Here is a 19070-nt window from a genome sequence, read left to right on the forward strand (position 1 = left end):
GGGGTACAGTTTTTATGCTTTTTGTAATGCACGTTTTTTAATTACCCAATATAGGCCTTTTATATCGGTTTCCCATTTGGGGATAATAAGGACGAGCGCGATCTCCTCCAATAAGTCGAGGATGGTTAACGCTGATACCCAATAAAACAGTACATAAACAGGTGCGGGCAGCCAATAAAAAAGTACCAGGAATATGCCCTGGAAAACAGTAACAAATTTGGCCAGGTAGGTATGAAAACTACTGATTTTACGATAACGGATCAATGCAAAACAGATTTGGGTTATAAAAAGCAATACTTGTACTACTATCAACACCAATTCTTTCCGCAGAAAATCCGGGTTCACTAAAGTTATACCGAAAATTGCCACCGCGATGGTCAGGTCGTCTGAAACAGAATCCAGGATGGAACCGAAGACGCTGGTAACTTTATATCGGCGGGCAAGGTAGCCGTCAATGGCATCTGTAAGGAAGCTAACCGCCAGCAGCCATTTAAAAACGGCCAGATGGTTACGGAATAATAATGTCAGAAGTACCGGTGCTGCTAATAACCTGTAAAAGGTGATCGCATTGACCATGTAGTAACTTGGTTTATGGGTGGGGTTGATCAGCATGGTTACGGTTAATCATTATCCTTACCGGTTCCATCTTTAACCGGCGATGTCGTATTCGTTCCAATTTCTGTATGCCTGATCTGTCCGCCTAAATAACCTGTCCTAGCAATCAGCCCGAAGCCAATTAATGATGCCATAAGCGTAAGCAATGCCAAAGGCCTGGTTAGAGAAGGACTTTTCAGTGTAACAAAAATCCCGGTTAAGGCTGCCACACCTGTAACCATTAAGCTAATTAACGAAATCAAGGCCGACTCCGCATGTTCTTCTATCGCATCTTTGGATATGCCCTGTAAATGTTCTACCGTTTCTTCTGCACCTTCGCCGGTTGCATAAGCTATACCAGCTCCTATAGCAGATATGATCAAAACATTATAGGCGGCAATTAAAGTAGCATTGCTTTTTGTCCATATCCCATGGATTAAAACAAATGCACCCAGCGCAGCGCCAACGATTGGCAGGTGGGTGATCAGCAGGTGAATGTGCGTCTCGTTCATGACTTTTTTTCTCCAAGTTCACTATTTAAATACACTATTTAAGTAATTGCTATCAAGCGTTTTAGTGATACCTGTCATTTATTTTTGATAAACAAAGTATCAATTTTATATGTTAGAAAAGATGCCGTCATGCATATGTATGGCGGCAGCTTCCCGGTGTTTCAATTAGCACTTTACCTCCGGTAGCGACATCATCTAGCAGGCCCACAAATCATCATTGATCAATCAAAAAAAATGGCAGTAAATAATTTTAACATAACCGGGTTAAGTGAAAAGGAGGTACTTGCCGCAAGGCTGAAACATGGGGCTAACAGCTTGTCGTTTAAAAAGGAAAACGGATTTATTGATGCACTCAAAGGGCTTGCAAAAGAGCCGATGGTGATACTGCTTTTAGTCACTTCGAGTATCTACTTTGTTAGCGGAAAAACCGGCGACGGCATTTTTCTTGCTTCAGCAATTCTGCTTGTTGCGGGTATTTCTTTATACCAGGACTCGCGAAGCCGCAACGCGCTGGAAAAATTGAAGGATTTTTCGCAACCGAAATGTAAGGTGATCAGAAACGGAGAAGTTTTAGAAATAAAAAGCGAAGAACTTGTGCTTGGCGACAGCCTGATGGTAGAAGAAGGAACATCGATAACCGCAGATGGGATTATTGTACAATCTAATGATTTTTCGGTTAACGAAAGTATCCTCACTGGCGAATCCATGCCGGTATATAAAGATAAAGCCGCTGATGACAATTTAATTTTTCATGGTACCACGGTAGCAAGCGGTTTGGCTATCGCTACTATAACCGCCATAGGCAATCAAACCCGGCTTGGAAAAATAGGTAAAAGCCTGGAATCTATTACAGAAGAGAAAACCCCGCTGGAACTACAGATCAACAATTTTGTAAAAAAGATGGTGATTGCCGGCGTGATTGTATTCCTGATTGTGTGGGGTATTAACTATCTGCATTCGGCTAATGTTTTAGACAGTCTTATTAAAGCACTCACCCTGGCCATGAGCATTTTGCCCGAGGAGATCCCGGTTGCCTTTACCACCTTTATGGCACTTGGTGCCTGGCGGCTAATGAAAATGGGTATCGTGGTGAAGCAAATGAAAACAGTGGAGACCCTGGGCAGTGCGTCTGTAATATGCACGGATAAAACCGGCACCTTAACCGAGAATAAGATGAGCCTGGCGAAAGTGTACACCTTGCCAGATAATAGAATCGCTGACGCAGCGGAAAAGATAACGGGTAGTACTGAGCAAGAACTGATAGCATTGGCCATGTGGGCCAGCGAACCAATCCCTTTCGATCCGATGGAAATTGCCCTGCACGAAGCCTATTCCAAAACAGGCCTTGCGGATGAGCGTCCGGCATATAAAATGATCCACGAATATCCATTAGGGGGGAAGCCGCCTATGATGACCCACCTGTTTGAAGATGCAAAGGGGCATCGCATCATCGCGGCTAAAGGCGCAGCCGAAGCGCTGATAAGCATTAGCCATTTAAGCAGCACGCAAAAGGAACAGGTAGCTGGCGCAATTGAGGTACTTGCCTCAGCTGGTTACCGGATATTGGCTGTGGGCGAAGCGAGTTTTACAGGTAATGACTTCCCTGGTACCCAGCAGGAATTTACTTTTGCATTTAAAGGACTCGTCGCCTTTTATGACCCGCCTAAGAAAAACATAAACGCGGTGTTGGAGGGGTTTTATCAGGCGGGTATCTCGGTTAAGATCATTACCGGCGATAATGCGGAAACCACCGGCGCTATTGCCCGGCAAATTGATTTTCAAGGAGCGGAGCAATGTATTAACGGAGATGAACTCATGAAGCTTTCAGAAAAGGCGCTTGGAGAGAAAGTAGAAACCGTGAATATTTTTACCCGCATGTTTCCGGATGCCAAGCTAAAGATTATTAATGCCTTAAAAGCCAAGCATGAAATAGTAGCGATGACGGGTGATGGTGTAAACGACGGGCCTGCTTTAAAAGCTGCCCATATTGGCATTGCCATGGGCAAAAAAGGCACCGAAATTGCCAAGCAGGCGGCCTCATTGATCTTGCTGGAAGATGATCTATCAAAAATGGTTGATGCCATAGCCATGGGTCGGCGCATCTACACCAACCTGAAAAAGGCCATACAGTACATCATTTCCATCCATATCCCTATCGTATTAACCGTGTTTATCCCGCTGGCGCTGGGTTGGATATACCCTAATATTTTTTCTCCTGTACATATCATTTTCCTGGAATTGATCATGGGGCCCACCTGTTCCATTATTTATGAGAATGAGCCCATGGAAAAGAATACCATGCTGCAAAAGCCGCGTCCGTTCAGTACCACTTTCTTTAATTGGAAAGAGCTCACCACCAGTATTATACAAGGGCTAATAATCACTATCGGCACGCTGGCAACCTACCAATACGCCGTAAGCAAAGGCGCGGATGAGCAATTGACCCGTACCATGGTTTTTGCCTGCTTGATAGCGGCTAACATTTTTCTAACCCTGGTCAACCGTTCATTCTACTATTCGCTGTTTACAACCATCAGGTATAAAAACAACCTGGTGTTGCTAATCATTGGCATCACGCTGTTGATTACAGCTTCGCTTATCTATCTTAAACCGTTAGCCGGTTTCTTTGGTTTCGAGCCGTTGACCTTATCCGAACTTTTAATAAGCGTGGCTATAGGCATTGTGTCTGTGATATGGTTTGAACTTTTTAAATGGCGAAAACGAATGGCTGGCGGCAATACGCTTAAAAATCGTAAGTAACCATGAACTACTTTTTAAGTACAATACCGATAATGTCAACCAAAATAGTGTATAATCAACCTCACTTATTTTGAATGCATTGGTATTAAATATTTAACATCAATAACATATTCGTTTCTTACTTTACCAAAATGAATAAGTTCATAATAAAATACTTAACGTGCTTATTTGTCGTCCTGTTCATTTCTTGCAGTAATGCAAACAAATCTATCAAAGTTAAGGGTTCCGACACCGAAGTTAACTTGGCTGTAAGCCTGGCCGAGAATTTTTACAAGGTCCACCAGGATTTTAGTGTGGCTATCTCTGGCGGTGGCTCGGGCTTAGGTATTGCCTCGCTGCTTAACGGGCAAACCGATATTGCTAATTCTTCCCGCCCCTTAAATGCTGAAGAAGTTTCCCTTTTAAAAGCTAAAGGAATCCCAATACGAACAGTAGTTTTCGCAGAGGATGCTACAGCCTTTATCGTTCATAAAAACTTCCCACTTGATTCAATCGATGTGGTGACATTAACTAAAGTATTAAAGGGGGAATACAAAACATGGAAACCGGTTACCGGGCAGGATATACTGATTAATATTTACGGACGGCAAAGTAATTCGGGAACGCATTCCTTTATAGGTAAAAAACTGAAGATTCAATTTAGCCGGGATGCCAAGGAAATGAATGGTAGTGCCCAGATAGTGGAAGGCATTAAGCGCGATAAATCAGGCATCGGCTATGTAGGGGCGGGTTATATACTTAATAACGGAAGCGAACAGCCTGTTAAAGTTTTAAAGATTATGGAAAAACCGGGAAGCCGTGCGATATCGCCTTTAGATGTAAAAGCGATTGCAGCACGCCGGTACTATTTTCAGCGCCCCTTATACCAGTTCATACCGGTTAAGTCATGGAATAAGGTGGCCGCATTTATTCAGTTTGAAAAAAGCCCGGCGGGGCAAAAGATCATTACTACATCCGGTTACTATATTATCCCTAAATAAGCCATGAAATTAGCGATCAGAGAAAAAACGGATAAAGCTGCCAGGTTAATATTCAGGATGACCGGCCTCATGGTTATTGCAATTTTGGCAGGGATATTTTTAATGCTGCTTTGGAATACGGTTGCTTTCTTTTTGAAAGTGAGGGCTTTTGATTTTATTACCGGCTCCCAATGGGATCCATCGGGTAACCCGGCCAACTACGGTATGCTGCCGCTTTTGATGAGCACCACGCTGGTCACTTTCGGGGCAATGGGTATAGCCATCCCCTTAGGCATCGGAACCGCTTCTTTCCTGTCTGACTATGCTGGTAAAAAGCTTAAAAGTGTTTTAAAACCAGCTATTGAGATGCTGGCATCTGTTCCTTCCGTGGCTATTGGCTTCTTAGGCATTGTGGTATTAGGCCCAGGCATCGCTGGGATTACCGGTCAATCAAACGGATTAAACGCGTTAAACGGGGCGGTGTTACTCGCCATTATGTCTTTGCCTACCATCATTACCGTTACCCAGGATGCACTGGAAGGAGTGCCGAACACATACAAAGAGGCCAGTTACAGTGTAGGCGCCAACCGGTGGCAAACGTTAATCCAGGTAACTATACCGGCCGCAGCTCCCGGCATACTGGCCGCTGTTATGCTGGGTGTGGGCCGCGCCATCGGAGAAACCATGACCGTGCTGATGGCTACCGGTAATACATCTGCTTTTCCAAAGGGTTTTTTTCATTCTGTGCGGACCATGACGGCCACCATCGCCATAGAAATGGGCGAAGTGCCTTATCAAACCACCCATTACTATGCGCTATTCGCCGTGGCGGCGGTGCTGTTTTTGATGACGTTGCTGGTTAATATCGTAGGTGAACATTTTGTAAACAAATACCGCAAATACCAGGCTTCATGAACAAAAAAATCACAGCCATTATTGAATGGGGCACCTTGCTGGTCAGCACCGGCTTGGTCTGTTTCTTCCTGATTGCCATCCTTTGGGATTTAATCAGTAAAGGAGCGCCGTCCTTATCCTGGCAATTCATCAGTACCTCACCTACAAATGGCATGACCAAAGGCGGTATCCTGCCTGCAATTATAGGCACCATATTACTCACGCTGATAACCGCCCTGGTGGCGGCGCCCTTTGGCATTTGCTGTGCTATTTATTTGAATGAATACGCAGTTGATAACTGGTTAACCCGAATCATCAGAGCTTCTATCCGGAATTTGGCAGGTGTGCCTTCCATAATTTATGGCTTATTCGGGCTGGCACTGTTTGTTCAGGGCCTGCAAATGGGTACTTCGCTTTTGGCTGCGGGATTAACGCTGGGCCTTTTGTCGTTGCCCTACATTATCATCACAACAGAAGAAGCATTACGCCGTATTCCCAACCGGATGCGCGAGGCCGCATTGGCCGTTGGGGCTACCAAATTTGAATCTATCCGCGATGTGGTGCTACCGTCTGCCATTCCGGGCATGCTCACCGGCCTGGTGCTAACACTGTCCAGAGCTGCCGGTGAAACGGCGCCTATTTTGTTTACCGGCGTAGCTTTTTATATCAATAAACCGGCTGGCTATTTAAACCAGGAGTTTATGGCGCTGCCATATCATCTATACATGTTATCCACCCAACATCAGGCTATAGAACAGGTAAGGCCATTAGCTTACGGTACGGCTTTGGTATTGATCATTGTGGTATTCCTTTTAAATCTTTCCGCTTTTTATATCCGATATCAACATAGTAAGCATGAATGAAGAACAAATTAAACTGGCGGCGACAGCTGCAAACTTATGGTTTGGCCGTAAGCAGGTATTGAAAAACGTTAGCGTTGCTTTCCCGAAAAATAAAATAACCGCGCTCATTGGCCCTTCGGGTTGTGGTAAAAGCACCCTGCTCAGGTGTTTTAACCGGATGCATGACCTTTCAAACGATGTAACAATTGAGGGCAAGTTTTTGCTGGAAGGTGAGGATCTATACAAAGGATCTCTTTCGGCAACGGAAGTCCGCAGGCGCATTGGTATGGTATTCCAACAAGCTAACCCTTTCCCTAAAAGTATTTATGAAAATATCAATTATGGCTTAAAGATCAATGATATCCCGAAAGAAGAGCGCCAGGAAATTATAGAGCACGCCTTGAAAGAAAGCTATATATGGGATGAAGTAAAAGATGACCTGCAGAAACCCGCCACCAGGTTATCCGGAGGGCAGCAACAGCGGCTATGCATTGCACGGGCGGTAGCGCTGCGCCCCGAAGTGATCCTGATGGACGAACCCTGTTCGGCATTAGACCCTATAAGCACCTCGAAGATAGAGGAGCTGATATTGAAATTGAAAAAAGACTATACCATCGTAATCGTAACGCATAATATGCAGCAGGCGCAACGTGTGGCGGATCAGACGGTTTTTATGTACCTCGGAGAAATTATTGAAGCGGGCGATACGAGCCAGATATTTGATGAACCTGGTATGGAATTAACAAAAAATTATGTGCAGGGTCATTTCGGGTAGCATTATACGTATTAGTTAACGCATCGAAAACTATCTGATTTTAATGCTTAAAATATTCAGATTTAAAACAGAATGAAATGATTATCGATTGACAATCAGCTGTTATTAAAACGAAAAGTGAATCATAATTATTCCTATTTTTGTCAGTATTGAAAAAGTTCGCAGCCATATTTTTATTAACAGCTTACCTGTTTTCAACAACTGAACTCCACCAGTTGCTGAGGCTGCCTGTGGTTTTTGAACACTTTGCAGCACATCAGCAAAAAAATAAAAACATCTCTTTTCTTCAGTTCCTGGACATTCATTATATGCATGGCAGCCCGAAAGACAAAGATTACAGTGAAGACATGAAACTGCCTTTTAAAACAGCAGACAATTGTGCGTCCATGGTATCGCCGGTAGTTATCCCGCCTGTGGCACATCTATTAGAGAATCATATTGTACATATCCCTGAAAAGGAATTGTACATACCAAAGGATGAGTTGATCCCATCTTCTTACTTATCCCGCGTGTGGCAGCCGCCAAAATCTTGTTAATTAGTCTTGCATCTAATTTTACTGACCGTGCTTAGCATGGCTATTTTTGCTATACGGTACTTTTTGAATTACTAATTTCTCGAAATCTAATTTTATGTTAAATCATATTATCGCTTTTTCCGTGCGGAATAAGCTGATCATCGGGCTTTTTATGATCGCCCTGATCGGCTATGGCAGCTTCCAATTCACCAAACTGCCTATTGATGCCGTACCCGATATTACCAACAACCAGGTACAGGTCATTACCATCGCTCCATCGTTTGGGGCCACAGACATTGAACGTTTAGTTACTTATCCTATAGAACAGGCCAATAGCAATATTTCGGGCTTAAAAGAGATCCGAAGTTTTTCCCGTTTTGGTCTTTCACTCGTGACCATTGTTTTTGACGACGCCACGGATGTTTACTGGGCAAGGCAACAGGTTGCCGAACGTTTGCAAAAAGTGCAAACGCAGATACCCGCCGGTATCGGAACCCCAGAGCTGGGACCGGTAAGTACCGGCCTGGGCGAAATTTACCAGTACGTAGTGCGCCCTAAAAAAGGCTACGCCGGTAAATACAACGAAACCGACCTGCGTACCATGCAGGATTGGATCGTTCGCCGCCAGTTGCTTGGTGTTAAAGGCGTTGCCGAAGTGAGCAGCTTCGGTGGAAAGCTGAAGCAGTACTCCATAGAAGTTGATCCTAATAAACTGCTTTCGCATAATATTAATATAACTGATGTTTTCAAGGCACTGGAAAATAACAACCAGAATACCGGTGGTGCTTACATTGAAAAGGGGCCTACCGTTTTGTATATAAGAAGCGAAGGATTGATTGGTAGTATTGACGATATCAATAACACGGTCATTAAAAATACTGCTGACGGTTCGCCGCTTTTTATAAAAGATGTAGCCGATGTAAAAATAGGATACGCTACCCGCTATGGAGCGATGTGCTATAACGATGAAGGCGAGGTTGCGGGTGCGGTGGTAATGATGCTTAAGGGTGCTAACAGCAGCGAGGTAATTAAAAATGTAAAGGAGCGTATTGTACAGATACAGAAAACCCTGCCCGAAGGGGTGGTGATAGAACCGTTTCTGGACCGCACCAAGATGGTGAATAATGCTATTGGTACCGTAGAACATAATTTACTGGAAGGTGCGCTCATCGTGGTTTTCGTGCTGGTGTTATTCCTCGGCAATTTCAGGGCGGGATTATTGGTAGCATCCGTAATTCCGCTGGCTATGTTGTTCGCCATAATTATGATGAACCTTTTCGGCGTAAGCGGTAACCTCATGAGCCTTGGCGCGCTCGACTTTGGTTTGATAGTAGATGGGGCAGTAATTATTGTAGAAGCCGTCATGCACACGCTTAGCCATAGTAAGCATTTTACCAAGGTTGGTGTATTGGGTCAGGAAGATATGGATAGGGAGGTGAACAGTTCTGCCAGCAAAATGATGAATAGTGCCGTTTTTGGGCAGATTATTATACTAGTGGTGTATCTGCCCATCTTCACTTTGCAAGGCATTGAGGGTAAAATGTTTAAGCCTATGGCGCAAACCGTAGCTTTTGCTTTATTAGGAGCTTTTATATTATCACTCACGTATATCCCTATGATGAGCGCAGTGTTTCTGAGCAAGAAGATCAAGCACCAGCCTAACTTTTCGGACCGGTTGATGGCCAGGGTTGAAAGAGCGTATCAGTCGGCGCTTAACCGGGTAATTGCTTTCCCGAAAGTGGTATTGCTGGCGGTTGTGGGGCTGTTTATATTTTCGGCTTTTATATTAACTACGTTGGGCGGTGAGTTCATTCCCGCGCTGGAAGAAGGGGATTTTGCGGTGGACACCCGGGTGTTAACGGGCAGCAGCCTGAATACAACCATTGCCAATACGCAAAAAGCCGCGCATATTTTAAAAACACAGTTTCCTGAAGTAGAAAAGGTGGTAACCAAAATAGGCAGCGGCGAAGTACCGACAGACCCCATGCCCATGGATGCCAGCGATATGATGGTAATTTTAAAGCCTAAAAACGAATGGACATCAGCCAAAACCTTTAATGAACTGTCTGAAAAAATGGGGAATGCCTTACAGGCCGTGCCCGGTGTTACCGCGGGTTTCCAGTTTCCGGTGCAAATGCGTTTTAACGAACTGATGACCGGCGCACGCCAGGATGTGGTTTGTAAAATATTTGGTGAAGATCTGGATACCCTTGCAGCTTACGCGAATAAGCTGGGCAAGATCATTAATACTGTAGATGGTGCAAAAAACCTGTATGTAGAAGCAGTTGCAGGCATGCCGCAGATCATCATCAATTATAACCGCAGTGCCATTGCACAGTACAACCTCAACATAACCGACATTAATAAAGTGGTGAATACCGCTCTTGCCGGGCAAAGCACAGGTACGCTGTTTGAAGGCGAAAAACGCTTTGAGGTAGTGGTGAGAATAAGCGGAGAGCAGAAGAGAGATCTGAAGGATATTCAAAACTTACTGATCCCGACCCCGCAGGGTACGCAAATTCCATTGTACCAGCTTGCAGATGTGCAGATAAAAAACGGCCCTAACCAGATACAGCGGGAGGATGCCAAACGGCGCATTGTAGTGGGCTTTAACGTACGCGGCAGGGATGTACAAACCATTGTAAACGAGTTACAAGCCAAGGTAGATAAACAGCTTAAATTCCCGACCGGGTATTATGTTACCTATGGCGGCGCATTTGAAAACCTGAATGCCGCAAAGCAACGCCTGATGATAGCGGTGCCTGTTTCATTGCTGCTCATCTTTCTGTTGCTTTATTTCGCATTTAACTCTATTAAGCATGGCTTATTGATCTACTCTGCAATTCCCTTATCCGCTATCGGGGGCATCCTTTTCCTGGCGTTGCGTGGTATGCCCTTCAGTATTAGTGCTGGTGTGGGTTTTATAGCACTGTTTGGGGTGGCGGTACTCAACGGTATTGTATTGATCTCGGAGTTTAATCAACTAAAAAAAGAAGGTATGACAGATCTGAAAAGAATTGTTTTAATGGGTACCAAGGTAAGGTTAAGACCCGTTCTGATGACCGCATTTGTGGCTTCACTGGGTTTCTTCCCTATGGCTATCAGTAATGGTGCAGGTGCCGAAGTACAAAGGCCTTTGGCCACGGTAGTTATAGGTGGCTTATTGATAGCAACCTTTCTTACGTTGTTTGTATTGCCTGTTTTGTATATCATGTTTGAAAAAGGTTTCAAAACCGGGCTTAGCAAAACAACAACAACTTTAGTTTCCATCGTCTTATTGACCGTACTTAGCCAGGCTTCAAATGCTCAAACACCCATTACGCTTAAAGCCGCAATTGATACTGCTTTAAAAAATAATTTGCAGGTAAAACACGAACAGTTAAAGGCAAAATATCAGCAAATGCTGATCGGTACTTCGGCAAACATCTCCCAGGCAACGCTTTTTGGCGAAGTTGGGCAGATAAACAGCAGTTATAGCGATACTAAATTCGGTATCTCGCAATCCTTCAACTTCCCCACGGTTTATAGCAGGCAAAAGGAATTGCTTAAAGCGGAATGGAGCAGCAGTGTTTTAAATGTTTCGGTAAACCAGGCCATGTTAAAAAAACAGGTTACGCAAGCATTTTACACACTAGTATATTTAAAAGAGAAGAGGTTATTACTGCAACATACCGATAGTTTATACCTCGGCTTCTATAGAAAAGCCGAGCTACGCCTCGCGAAAGGAGAGACCAATATATTGGAGAAAACCAGTGCCGAAACCTTACTCGGCCAGGTGCAAATGCAGCTCAATCAACTAAAAGAAGATGTAAGCATCGTGCGGTTACAATTCCAGCTGCTGCTCAACACCACAGCGCAGTTCACGCTCGATAATTCCGATCATCAATTGGCCCTTGCAACCGCCGTAGACACGCTTAATTTAACCGAACACCCGGCGATAAAGTTGATTGCGCAGCAACAACAGGTTGCAGATGCCGCAATCCGTTTAGAAAAAAGCAAGCTTTTGCCCGATCTTTCCATCGGGTATAACAACACCAGTATTAAAGGTATCGGTGCAGATAATAAGCTTTACAATGGTTCAAAACGGTTTAATTCCGTACAGGTGGGCATAGGTATCCCCATTTTTGCCGGCGCGCAAAAAGCCCGCATCAATAGTGCCCGTGTGAACAAGCAGGTAGCGGATAGTAACCTTGCGGCAGAGGTACAAAGTATGACCGCCAATTATCAGGCTGCCCTTTTCCAATACCGCAAATACCTGCAAACGGTTCGGTACTTTGAAAGTAAACCCTTAAAAAATGCCGTGTTGATTGCCAATACCGCCAACCAACAAATTGCCGCCGGAAACATCAACTATCTGGAATGGACGCAGTTGGTAAACCAGGCTACAACCATTAAAAATGATTATCTGGAAGCAGTACGTAACCTCAATGAGGCCATCATCCAACTTAACTATCTTTCAAACAACTAAAATTCAGATCATGAAATCCATCATATATTTATCAGCAATTATATTAACGTTATCCGCTTGCGGCGGTAAAAAAACGGCAGTAGAAACTAAAGACGAAGCCGTCAACCCCAATATCGTTATCTTAACAGATGCACAGCTAAAAAATGCAGCCATAACCACTGGTAAAATCGCGCAACAGGAAATATCTTCCATTTTAAAACTCAACGGTAAAATTGATGTTCCGCCGCAAAACATGGTTTCTATTAGTGTACCGCTTGGAGGGTATTTGAAGTCGACAAAGTTGCTCCCCGGCATGCATGTTAATAAAGGTGAGGCTATTGCCGTGATAGAAGACCAGCAATACATTCAGCTACAACAAGATTACCTTACAGCGAAGGCCCGCATCGGCTACCTGGAGAATGAATACAACCGTCAAAAAGACCTTAACCAAAGCAAAGCCAGCAGCGATAAGGTTTATCAGCAGGCCGAAGCAGAGTTTCGAAGCCAACAAGTGCTGATCAGTTCATTAGCAGAGAAATTGCAGCTTATTGGTATTAACGTGCGAAATATCAGCGTGTCAAAAATATCCCGGAGCGTAAATATCTACTCGCCCATCAGTGGTTTTGTATCAAAAGTAAATGTCAATATCGGCAAATACGTGTCACCAACGGAGGTGTTGTTTGAGTTGGTTAACCCAACAGATATCCACCTGGCACTAAAAGTATATGAGAAGGATCTGGAAAAATTATATATCGGTCAAAAGCTGGTGGCCTATACCAACAATGAGCCTGCAAAAAAACACGAGGCCGAGATATTGCTCATAGCCAGGGACCTCTCGGCCGACAGGAACGCAGATGTGCATTGCCATTTCGAGATCTACGATAAAACGCTCGTTCCGGGCACTTACATGAATGCCGAAATACAGGTAAAAAACTCCAGGGCTTTTGCCATTCCCAACGAAGCGATCGTTCAGTTTGAAGGCAAACAGTATATCTACAAAGTTACAGGGCCCCGGCAATTTGAGATGACGCCGGTAAACACGGGCGAAAGTGAAAATGGCTTTACAGAAATCCTTTCCCCAACAAAGGATATGACGTCCAATGCGGTTTTTGTTACTAAGGGCGCTTATTCGCTGTTAATGATGATGAAGAATAAAGCTGAATAGTTTGCGTTGTGCCATTTTTTGCAACAGGCGTAAAGCGAGGGCTCGCTGTTTTCTGTACTTTACTACTGGTGCAAAGATGCCCGTTATATGCTATCTAAATTAAAAATCAATGAGCGGGGCGGAGAAGTTGGATTCAGCGACTCTGCCCATGCTTGATTTTCAGCCTGTTCCTAGGATATTTTGTAAAGCCCTGTTTGTCGATGTGGAGAATATCGGAGAAAAACCGATACCCTTCCCGACGAGGCCGGGACGCTCGAAGTTATTGGCGGGCCACTGCCGCTCGTGAGAAATATTTTTTATAATTTTAAAATCCTGCACAATATAATATATTTGCAGCCCCAATGGGAAACTATGGGGGATTAGCTCAGCTGGCTAGAGCGCTTGCATGGCATGCAAGAGGTCATCGGTTCGACTCCGATATTCTCCACCAAAACAAACAGGCCTTACGGAATACCGTGAGGCCTGTTTCATATCGAACCGCTGCATCCGCAGCCCAAACCATTTACCCACACCGCTTGTTGCTCCATATCAAACCCGATGGCTATGGCACTGGAGAAATATGTAAAAAAACGCGATTTCAGCAAAACCCGCGAACCTAAGGCGGGCACCAGTAAGAATAAAGAGCAACTGGTCTTCGTGATACAAAAACACGATGCCACGCGGCTGCATTACGATTTCAGGCTGGAAATGGATGGCGTACTCAAGAGCTGGGCCGTACCCAAGGGGCCGTCGACCGACCCAAAGAACAAACGCCTGGCCATGATGGTAGAAGACCATCCCTTCGATTACCGCAGTTTCGAGGGCCTCATCCCCAAAGGCGAATATGGCGGCGGCACGGTTATCGTATGGGACGAGGGTACTTATGAGCCGATAGAAGCGATCAAAGGCAAAAAAGCCCAGGAAAAACACTTGTTGAAACAGCTTGCCGAAGGTTCGTTGAAGATAAAGCTTCATGGCGAAAAGTTGCAGGGTGAGTATGCCCTGGTGAAGACCCACGGCATGGGCGAGAATGGCTGGCTGCTGATTAAACATAAGGACGAATTCGCGTCGGCAACGGATATCACCAAAAAGGATAAATCGGTGATATCGGGCAAAACCATCGAAAAGATGGAGAAAACCAGTGATGCCGTATGGCAGCACGGCCATGAAGAAGCATTAGAAAAACCGAAGAAGGGCGCAAAGAAAAAGGCTACGCCCGATGTTGAAGAGGGACTGGCCGATGCGGTGGAAACACCCGATGCAGCGAAAGTGGACGTTGCCGCGCTACTGAAAAAAGTGCCAAAGGGCAGCATCCCTCAAAATATCAAACCAATGAAAGCCACGTTGGTTGATGAGCCATTTGACGAACCCGGCTGGTTGTACGAGGTGAAATGGGACGGCTACCGTGCGCTGGCCACCATCCAAAAAGGCGAAGCGGAACTCCTCTCGCGCAATAACCTGCCGTTCGATAAATATTACCCAATCAACAAACAACTCCAAACCTGGAAAGCAGATGCGGTAATAGACGGCGAACTTGTGGTGCTAAACGATAAAGGTATATCCGATTTCGGCGCGCTGCAGAACTGGCGCAGCGAGGCTGATGGCAGCCTGGTTTACTACGTTTTTGATATATTATGGTACAATGGTAAAAACCTGATGGATTTACCGCTTACCCAACGACAGGCAATATTAAAGGAGGTGTTGCCAAAGGATAATGATAGCATACGCCAAAGCCAGGTGTTTGATACCGGCGGTATTGCGTTCTTCGACGCTGCCGGGCGGATGGGGCTGGAGGGCATCATCGCAAAGAAGGCAGATAGCATCTACACCTCCGACCTGCGCTCTAAAGAATGGCTGAAGATAAAAGTAAGCAGGCGGCAGGAAGCCGTAATTGCCGGGTTTACTAAAAATGAAGGTACGGCAAAATCTTTCAGTGCACTGGTACTGGGCGTGTACAGTAAAGGCAAATTGCAATATGTGGGTAAAGTGGGTACCGGCTTTTCTGATAAGCTGCAAAAGGAGATGATGGAGCAGTTTAAGCCGCTCATTACCAAAACAAGTGCTTTTGAGCAGGAGCCTGATGTAGACAAGCCATCGCGTTTCCGCCCGCAGCGTATGGGTGCCAAACCCACCTGGCTAAAACCTGAGCTGGTTTGCGAGGTTGCCTTTGCAGAAGTTACCAGCGACGGGGTGTTTAGGCAAGCTTCCTTTAAAGGTATGCGTACCGATAAGCCCGCCAAAGATGTTATTTTAGAAACGCCCGCAGATACCGAAGCGATAGTTGACCATGAGGATGAAAAAAAATCTGAAAGCAGCCATGCTAAAGCGATTACGCCACCCGGCGATAAAACCCGTAAAACGCTGCTGAACCCAAAAGACGAAACACAGGTGCGCAAAATTTGCGGGCACGACCTGAAGTTTACCCACCTGAGCAAAGTGTACTGGCCCGAAGACGGTATCACCAAGCGCGATATGTTCAACTACTACTACCAGGTAGCCGAATATATTTTGCCTTATCTGAAGGATAGGCCAATGTCGCTAAACCGTTTCCCAAATGGCATACACGGCCCCAGTTTTTATCAGAAGGATATCAAAGGAAAGGCGCCCGATTGGATAACCAAAACCTTCCCCTACACCAATGGCGAGGGCGAACACAAGGAATACCTGGTGGGCTCGGATGAAGCTTACCTGCTGTGGATGGCCTCGCTGGGATGTATAGAAATGAACCCCTGGTTCAGCCGGGTGCAATCACCCGATAACCCCGACTATTGCGTTATAGACCTCGATCCCGATAAAAACACCTTCGACCAGGTAATCGAAGCTGCTTTAGAAGTGAAGAAGGTGCTCGACGCTATCGATGTGCCCTCGTACTGCAAAACCTCGGGCTCTACAGGCATGCATATCTATATTCCGTTATCTGCTAAATACACGTATGAGCAATCGCAGATGTTTGCCCGCATCATCGTCAACATCGTACACAAACAAATACCAGATTATACCAGCCTGGAGCGCAAAATAGCTGCGCGAAACGGCAAAATGTACCTCGATTTTTTACAGAACCGGCCGGGAGCAACTATCGCTGGTCCGTATTCTTTGCGGCCCAAACCCGGCGCAACGGTATCCATGCCAGTGTTGTGGGACGAGGTAAAGCCCGGCTTAACCATGAAGCACTTTACCATAAACAACGCAGTCGACAGGCTTAAAGAAACCGGCGACCTTTTCAAAGGTGTATTGGGCAAAGGCATCGAGCTGGACAAAGTGCTTAAAAAAGCGAAAAGTATTTTTGGATAAAACCGTTTGGGCCGCGTAGGGTTGTTGTTAAACAATTAAATATAAGGAACATGAGAGCAATATGGACAGGTTCGATAGGGTTTGGGTTGGTGAACATCCCCATAAAATTATATTCGGCAACGCAAACCAGTAGCCTGGATTTTGATATGCTTGATTCGCGCGACCATGAACGCATCCGTTTCCAACGCATAAACGAGCGCACCAAGAAAGAAGTGCCTTACGATAAAATAGTAAAGGGCTACAAACTCGACGATGATTACGTGATATTGGATGAGCAAGACTTCGCCGATGCCGCCCCCGAAAAAAGCCGGGAGATAGCCATAGAAAACTTTGTGGATATAGCCGAAGTGAACCCCATGTTTTACGAAACATCGTACTACGTAGAACCCGAGGGTAAAAACAGCAAGGCCTATGCGCTATTGGTAAAAGCATTGCAGGAAACCAAGAAAGCGGGCCTGGCCAGGTTTGTGCTGCGCAGCAGCGAAAGCCTTTGCATTGTTCACCCGGTGGGCGATGTTTTGGTGGTAACGCGCATCCGCTTTGCGCAGGAGATACGGCCGGCTGATGAAGTTACCGTGCCCGATAACGCCACCGTAGCCAAAAAAGAACTGGATATGGGCATAACGCTTATCAACCAGTACGCAGGTAAGTTCGACGTATCAGAATTCAAGAACCAGTATTCCGACGAATTACTGAAAATTATCAAACTGAAGGCAAAAGGCAAACGGCCTACAGTGAAAAAACTTAAACCCCAAAAAGCCAGCAGCGACGATTTATTCGAACAGTTGCAGCGCAGTTTGAAAAAGGTATCGTAAAATTACGAGCTGCCGTTTTTACTTCATAGCAATCCGCTATTCTCCACCAAAAGCCTTCAGATCAATTTTCTGAGGGCTTTTTTGTTTCAGATGCTTTCTTTTTAATGATTGTACTGCGATTTTTTTTTGCGTTTTTATACCCCTGCAATACAGTGTTTTAACGGTGTTTGCGTAATGATAGATTGGTTAAATTGTGCTGCTTAACCAATGCACCTATAACCCTAAATAATATCATTATGGCTTTAATTTATGATGCTAAACTTCGCTCGGAGTATCAACGCGTTTTTGATACCTGTATAATTAAACCGGATAAATATGCTACCGTTGACGCGATTATAAAAAAGATACTACCCGGCCGGCCACAATATGAAGACGTGGGCAAACAGCTAAATATCCCCTGGTATTTTATTGCCATAGTGCATTATATGGAGGGCAGCAGTAAGTTTACCACCCACTTGCACAACGGCGACCCGCTTACCGCGCGTACCGTACAAGTGCCCAAGGGAAGGCCCGTTAAGGGCTCGCCGCCCTTTACCTGGCGCGACAGTGCCGTTGATGCGCTTACTTACCAGGGCCTTACTACCTGGCCAGATTGGGATATCCCCGGCATATTGTACAAACTGGAGGGGTATAATGGTTATGGCTACCGCAGGCTTGCTGTACCTATCAACAGCCCCTACCTCTGGAGTTTTTCTAACCAGTACACCAAAGGCAAGTATGTGGCCGACGGGCATTACGACCCGGAAGCCATTTCGCTGCAATGCGGGGCAGCGGTATTACTACGCCGCTTTTATGAACAGCAAATAGTGGTGAACACCTCCAGTATTTTAACATTAATAAAGCAATTGGGTGCCCTGGTTACTTATTCGGCTAACTACGCCGTAAAGGCAGAAGAACTGCAAAAATTGCTGGTACACAACGGTGCTATTATCAAAATAGATGGCAAGGCCGGCAAAAACACCAGCGATGCCTACAAGGCCATTACCGGCAGCTTTTTAAACGGCGACCCAAGGTTATAATTCACAGATCATTATATAGTACCCTTAAAACATAAATCTTATGGAACTAAAACTTATCCGCTCGGTATTTAACGCCGACAGCACTTTTGGTAAACTTTACATCAACGGCGCCTTTTACGCTTACACCTGCGAGGATAAGGTGCGCGACCTGAGCGGTGGCTGCGGCAACAAAATAAAAAATGAAACGGCTATTGATTTTGGCAAATATGAAGTGGCTTTAACTTTTAGTAACCATTTTCAAAAATATCTGCCCTTGCTACTCAACGTAAAATGCTTTGAAGGCATACGCATCCATGGCGGTAACACCGCTGCAGATTCGGAAGGCTGTATTTTAGTAGGTGCCGAAAGCGATATGAAATCCAAAATATGGAACTGCGCCAGCAAAGTGGCTAACCTGGTAGCTTTGCTAAAATCTATAGAAAAGAAGGAAAAGATATTTATAGAAATAGTGAAGGACTGATAGCAAAGCCAGTTAGGCAATCAACTTTGGTTTTACATCTTCA

At 45.1% G+C, this 19070-nt stretch carries 14 protein-coding genes and 1 tRNA gene; 13 read left to right on the top strand and 2 right to left on the bottom strand.

The genetic code is table 11. The annotated features are described in order from the left end of the window. Nucleotides 1-12: 12 nt before the first annotated feature. Together E2R66_RS00405 and E2R66_RS00410 are read right to left on the bottom strand one after the other, a co-directional pair. Nucleotides 13-612: a CDP-alcohol phosphatidyltransferase family protein gene (locus E2R66_RS00405; protein ID WP_240049195.1), complete on the bottom strand. Its 600-nt coding sequence runs from the start codon at nt 610-612 to the stop codon at nt 13-15. A gap of 8 nt (nt 613-620) precedes the next feature. Continuing rightward, nucleotides 621-1106: a hypothetical protein gene (locus tag E2R66_RS00410; RefSeq protein ID WP_133230279.1), complete on the bottom strand. Its 486-nt coding sequence runs from the start codon at nt 1104-1106 to the stop codon at nt 621-623. Nucleotides 1107-1340: 234 nt separating this feature from the next. Here E2R66_RS00410 and E2R66_RS00415 point away from each other — a divergent pair, with 234 nt between their 5' ends. The 13 genes from E2R66_RS00415 (at nt 1341) to E2R66_RS00475 (ending at nt 19027) form a co-directional block, all read left to right on the top strand. Beyond that, nucleotides 1341-3866 carry a cation-translocating P-type ATPase gene (locus tag E2R66_RS00415; protein ID WP_133230281.1) on the top strand — a complete coding sequence of 842 codons (2526 nt, stop codon included), beginning with the start codon at nt 1341-1343 and terminating at the stop codon, nt 3864-3866. A 131-nt stretch (nt 3867-3997) separates the two neighbouring features. Then, on the top strand, nt 3998-4846 hold the full coding sequence (locus tag E2R66_RS00420; protein WP_133230283.1) for a substrate-binding domain-containing protein: 849 nt from the start codon (nt 3998-4000) through the stop codon (nt 4844-4846). Between the two features lie 3 nt (nt 4847-4849). Beyond that, entirely contained in the window at nt 4850-5740 is an 891-nt protein-coding gene (gene pstC / locus E2R66_RS00425; RefSeq protein ID WP_133230285.1) for a phosphate ABC transporter permease subunit PstC, read from the top strand. Then, nucleotides 5737-6582 (top strand): phosphate ABC transporter permease PstA, encoded by an 846-nt coding sequence (pstA, locus tag E2R66_RS00430; protein WP_133230287.1) that lies wholly within the window; start codon nt 5737-5739, stop codon nt 6580-6582. Before pstC ends, pstA begins: the two co-directional genes overlap by 4 nt. Beyond that, entirely contained in the window at nt 6575-7336 is a 762-nt protein-coding gene (gene pstB, locus E2R66_RS00435; protein ID WP_133230289.1) for a phosphate ABC transporter ATP-binding protein PstB, read from the top strand. Before pstA ends, pstB begins: the two co-directional genes overlap by 8 nt. A gap of 149 nt (nt 7337-7485) precedes the next feature. Further along, entirely contained in the window at nt 7486-7872 is a 387-nt protein-coding gene (locus E2R66_RS00440; RefSeq protein ID WP_133230291.1) for a hypothetical protein, read from the top strand. 94 nt (nt 7873-7966) lie between these two features. After that, nucleotides 7967-12319 (top strand): CusA/CzcA family heavy metal efflux RND transporter, encoded by a 4353-nt coding sequence (locus E2R66_RS00445; protein ID WP_133230293.1) that lies wholly within the window; start codon nt 7967-7969, stop codon nt 12317-12319. Between the two features lie 10 nt (nt 12320-12329). Then, nucleotides 12330-13463: an efflux RND transporter periplasmic adaptor subunit gene (locus tag E2R66_RS00450; RefSeq protein ID WP_133230295.1), complete on the top strand. Its 1134-nt coding sequence runs from the start codon at nt 12330-12332 to the stop codon at nt 13461-13463. A 353-nt stretch (nt 13464-13816) separates the two neighbouring features. Continuing rightward, a tRNA-Ala gene (locus tag E2R66_RS00455) sits at nt 13817-13893 on the top strand. Nucleotides 13894-14006: 113 nt separating this feature from the next. Next, the gene (gene ligD / locus E2R66_RS00460; RefSeq protein WP_133230297.1) at nt 14007-16733 is read left to right on the top strand and encodes a DNA ligase D; all 2727 of its coding nucleotides are present in this window, start codon (nt 14007-14009) and stop codon (nt 16731-16733) included. 50 nt (nt 16734-16783) lie between these two features. Beyond that, nucleotides 16784-17548 (top strand): non-homologous end joining protein Ku, encoded by a 765-nt coding sequence (gene ku / locus E2R66_RS00465; RefSeq protein ID WP_133230299.1) that lies wholly within the window; start codon nt 16784-16786, stop codon nt 17546-17548. A 236-nt stretch (nt 17549-17784) separates the two neighbouring features. Then, nucleotides 17785-18567, top strand: coding sequence for a hypothetical protein (locus E2R66_RS00470; RefSeq protein ID WP_133230301.1), 783 nt, complete (start codon nt 17785-17787; stop codon nt 18565-18567). A gap of 40 nt (nt 18568-18607) precedes the next feature. Next, nucleotides 18608-19027, top strand: coding sequence for a DUF5675 family protein (locus E2R66_RS00475; protein WP_133230303.1), 420 nt, complete (start codon nt 18608-18610; stop codon nt 19025-19027). The last annotated feature ends 43 nt before the right edge of the window (nt 19028-19070 follow it).

It is taken from the genome of Mucilaginibacter psychrotolerans, assembly GCF_004519315.1.
In the GTDB taxonomy this organism is placed as follows: Bacteria; Bacteroidota; Bacteroidia; order Sphingobacteriales; family Sphingobacteriaceae; genus Mucilaginibacter; species Mucilaginibacter psychrotolerans.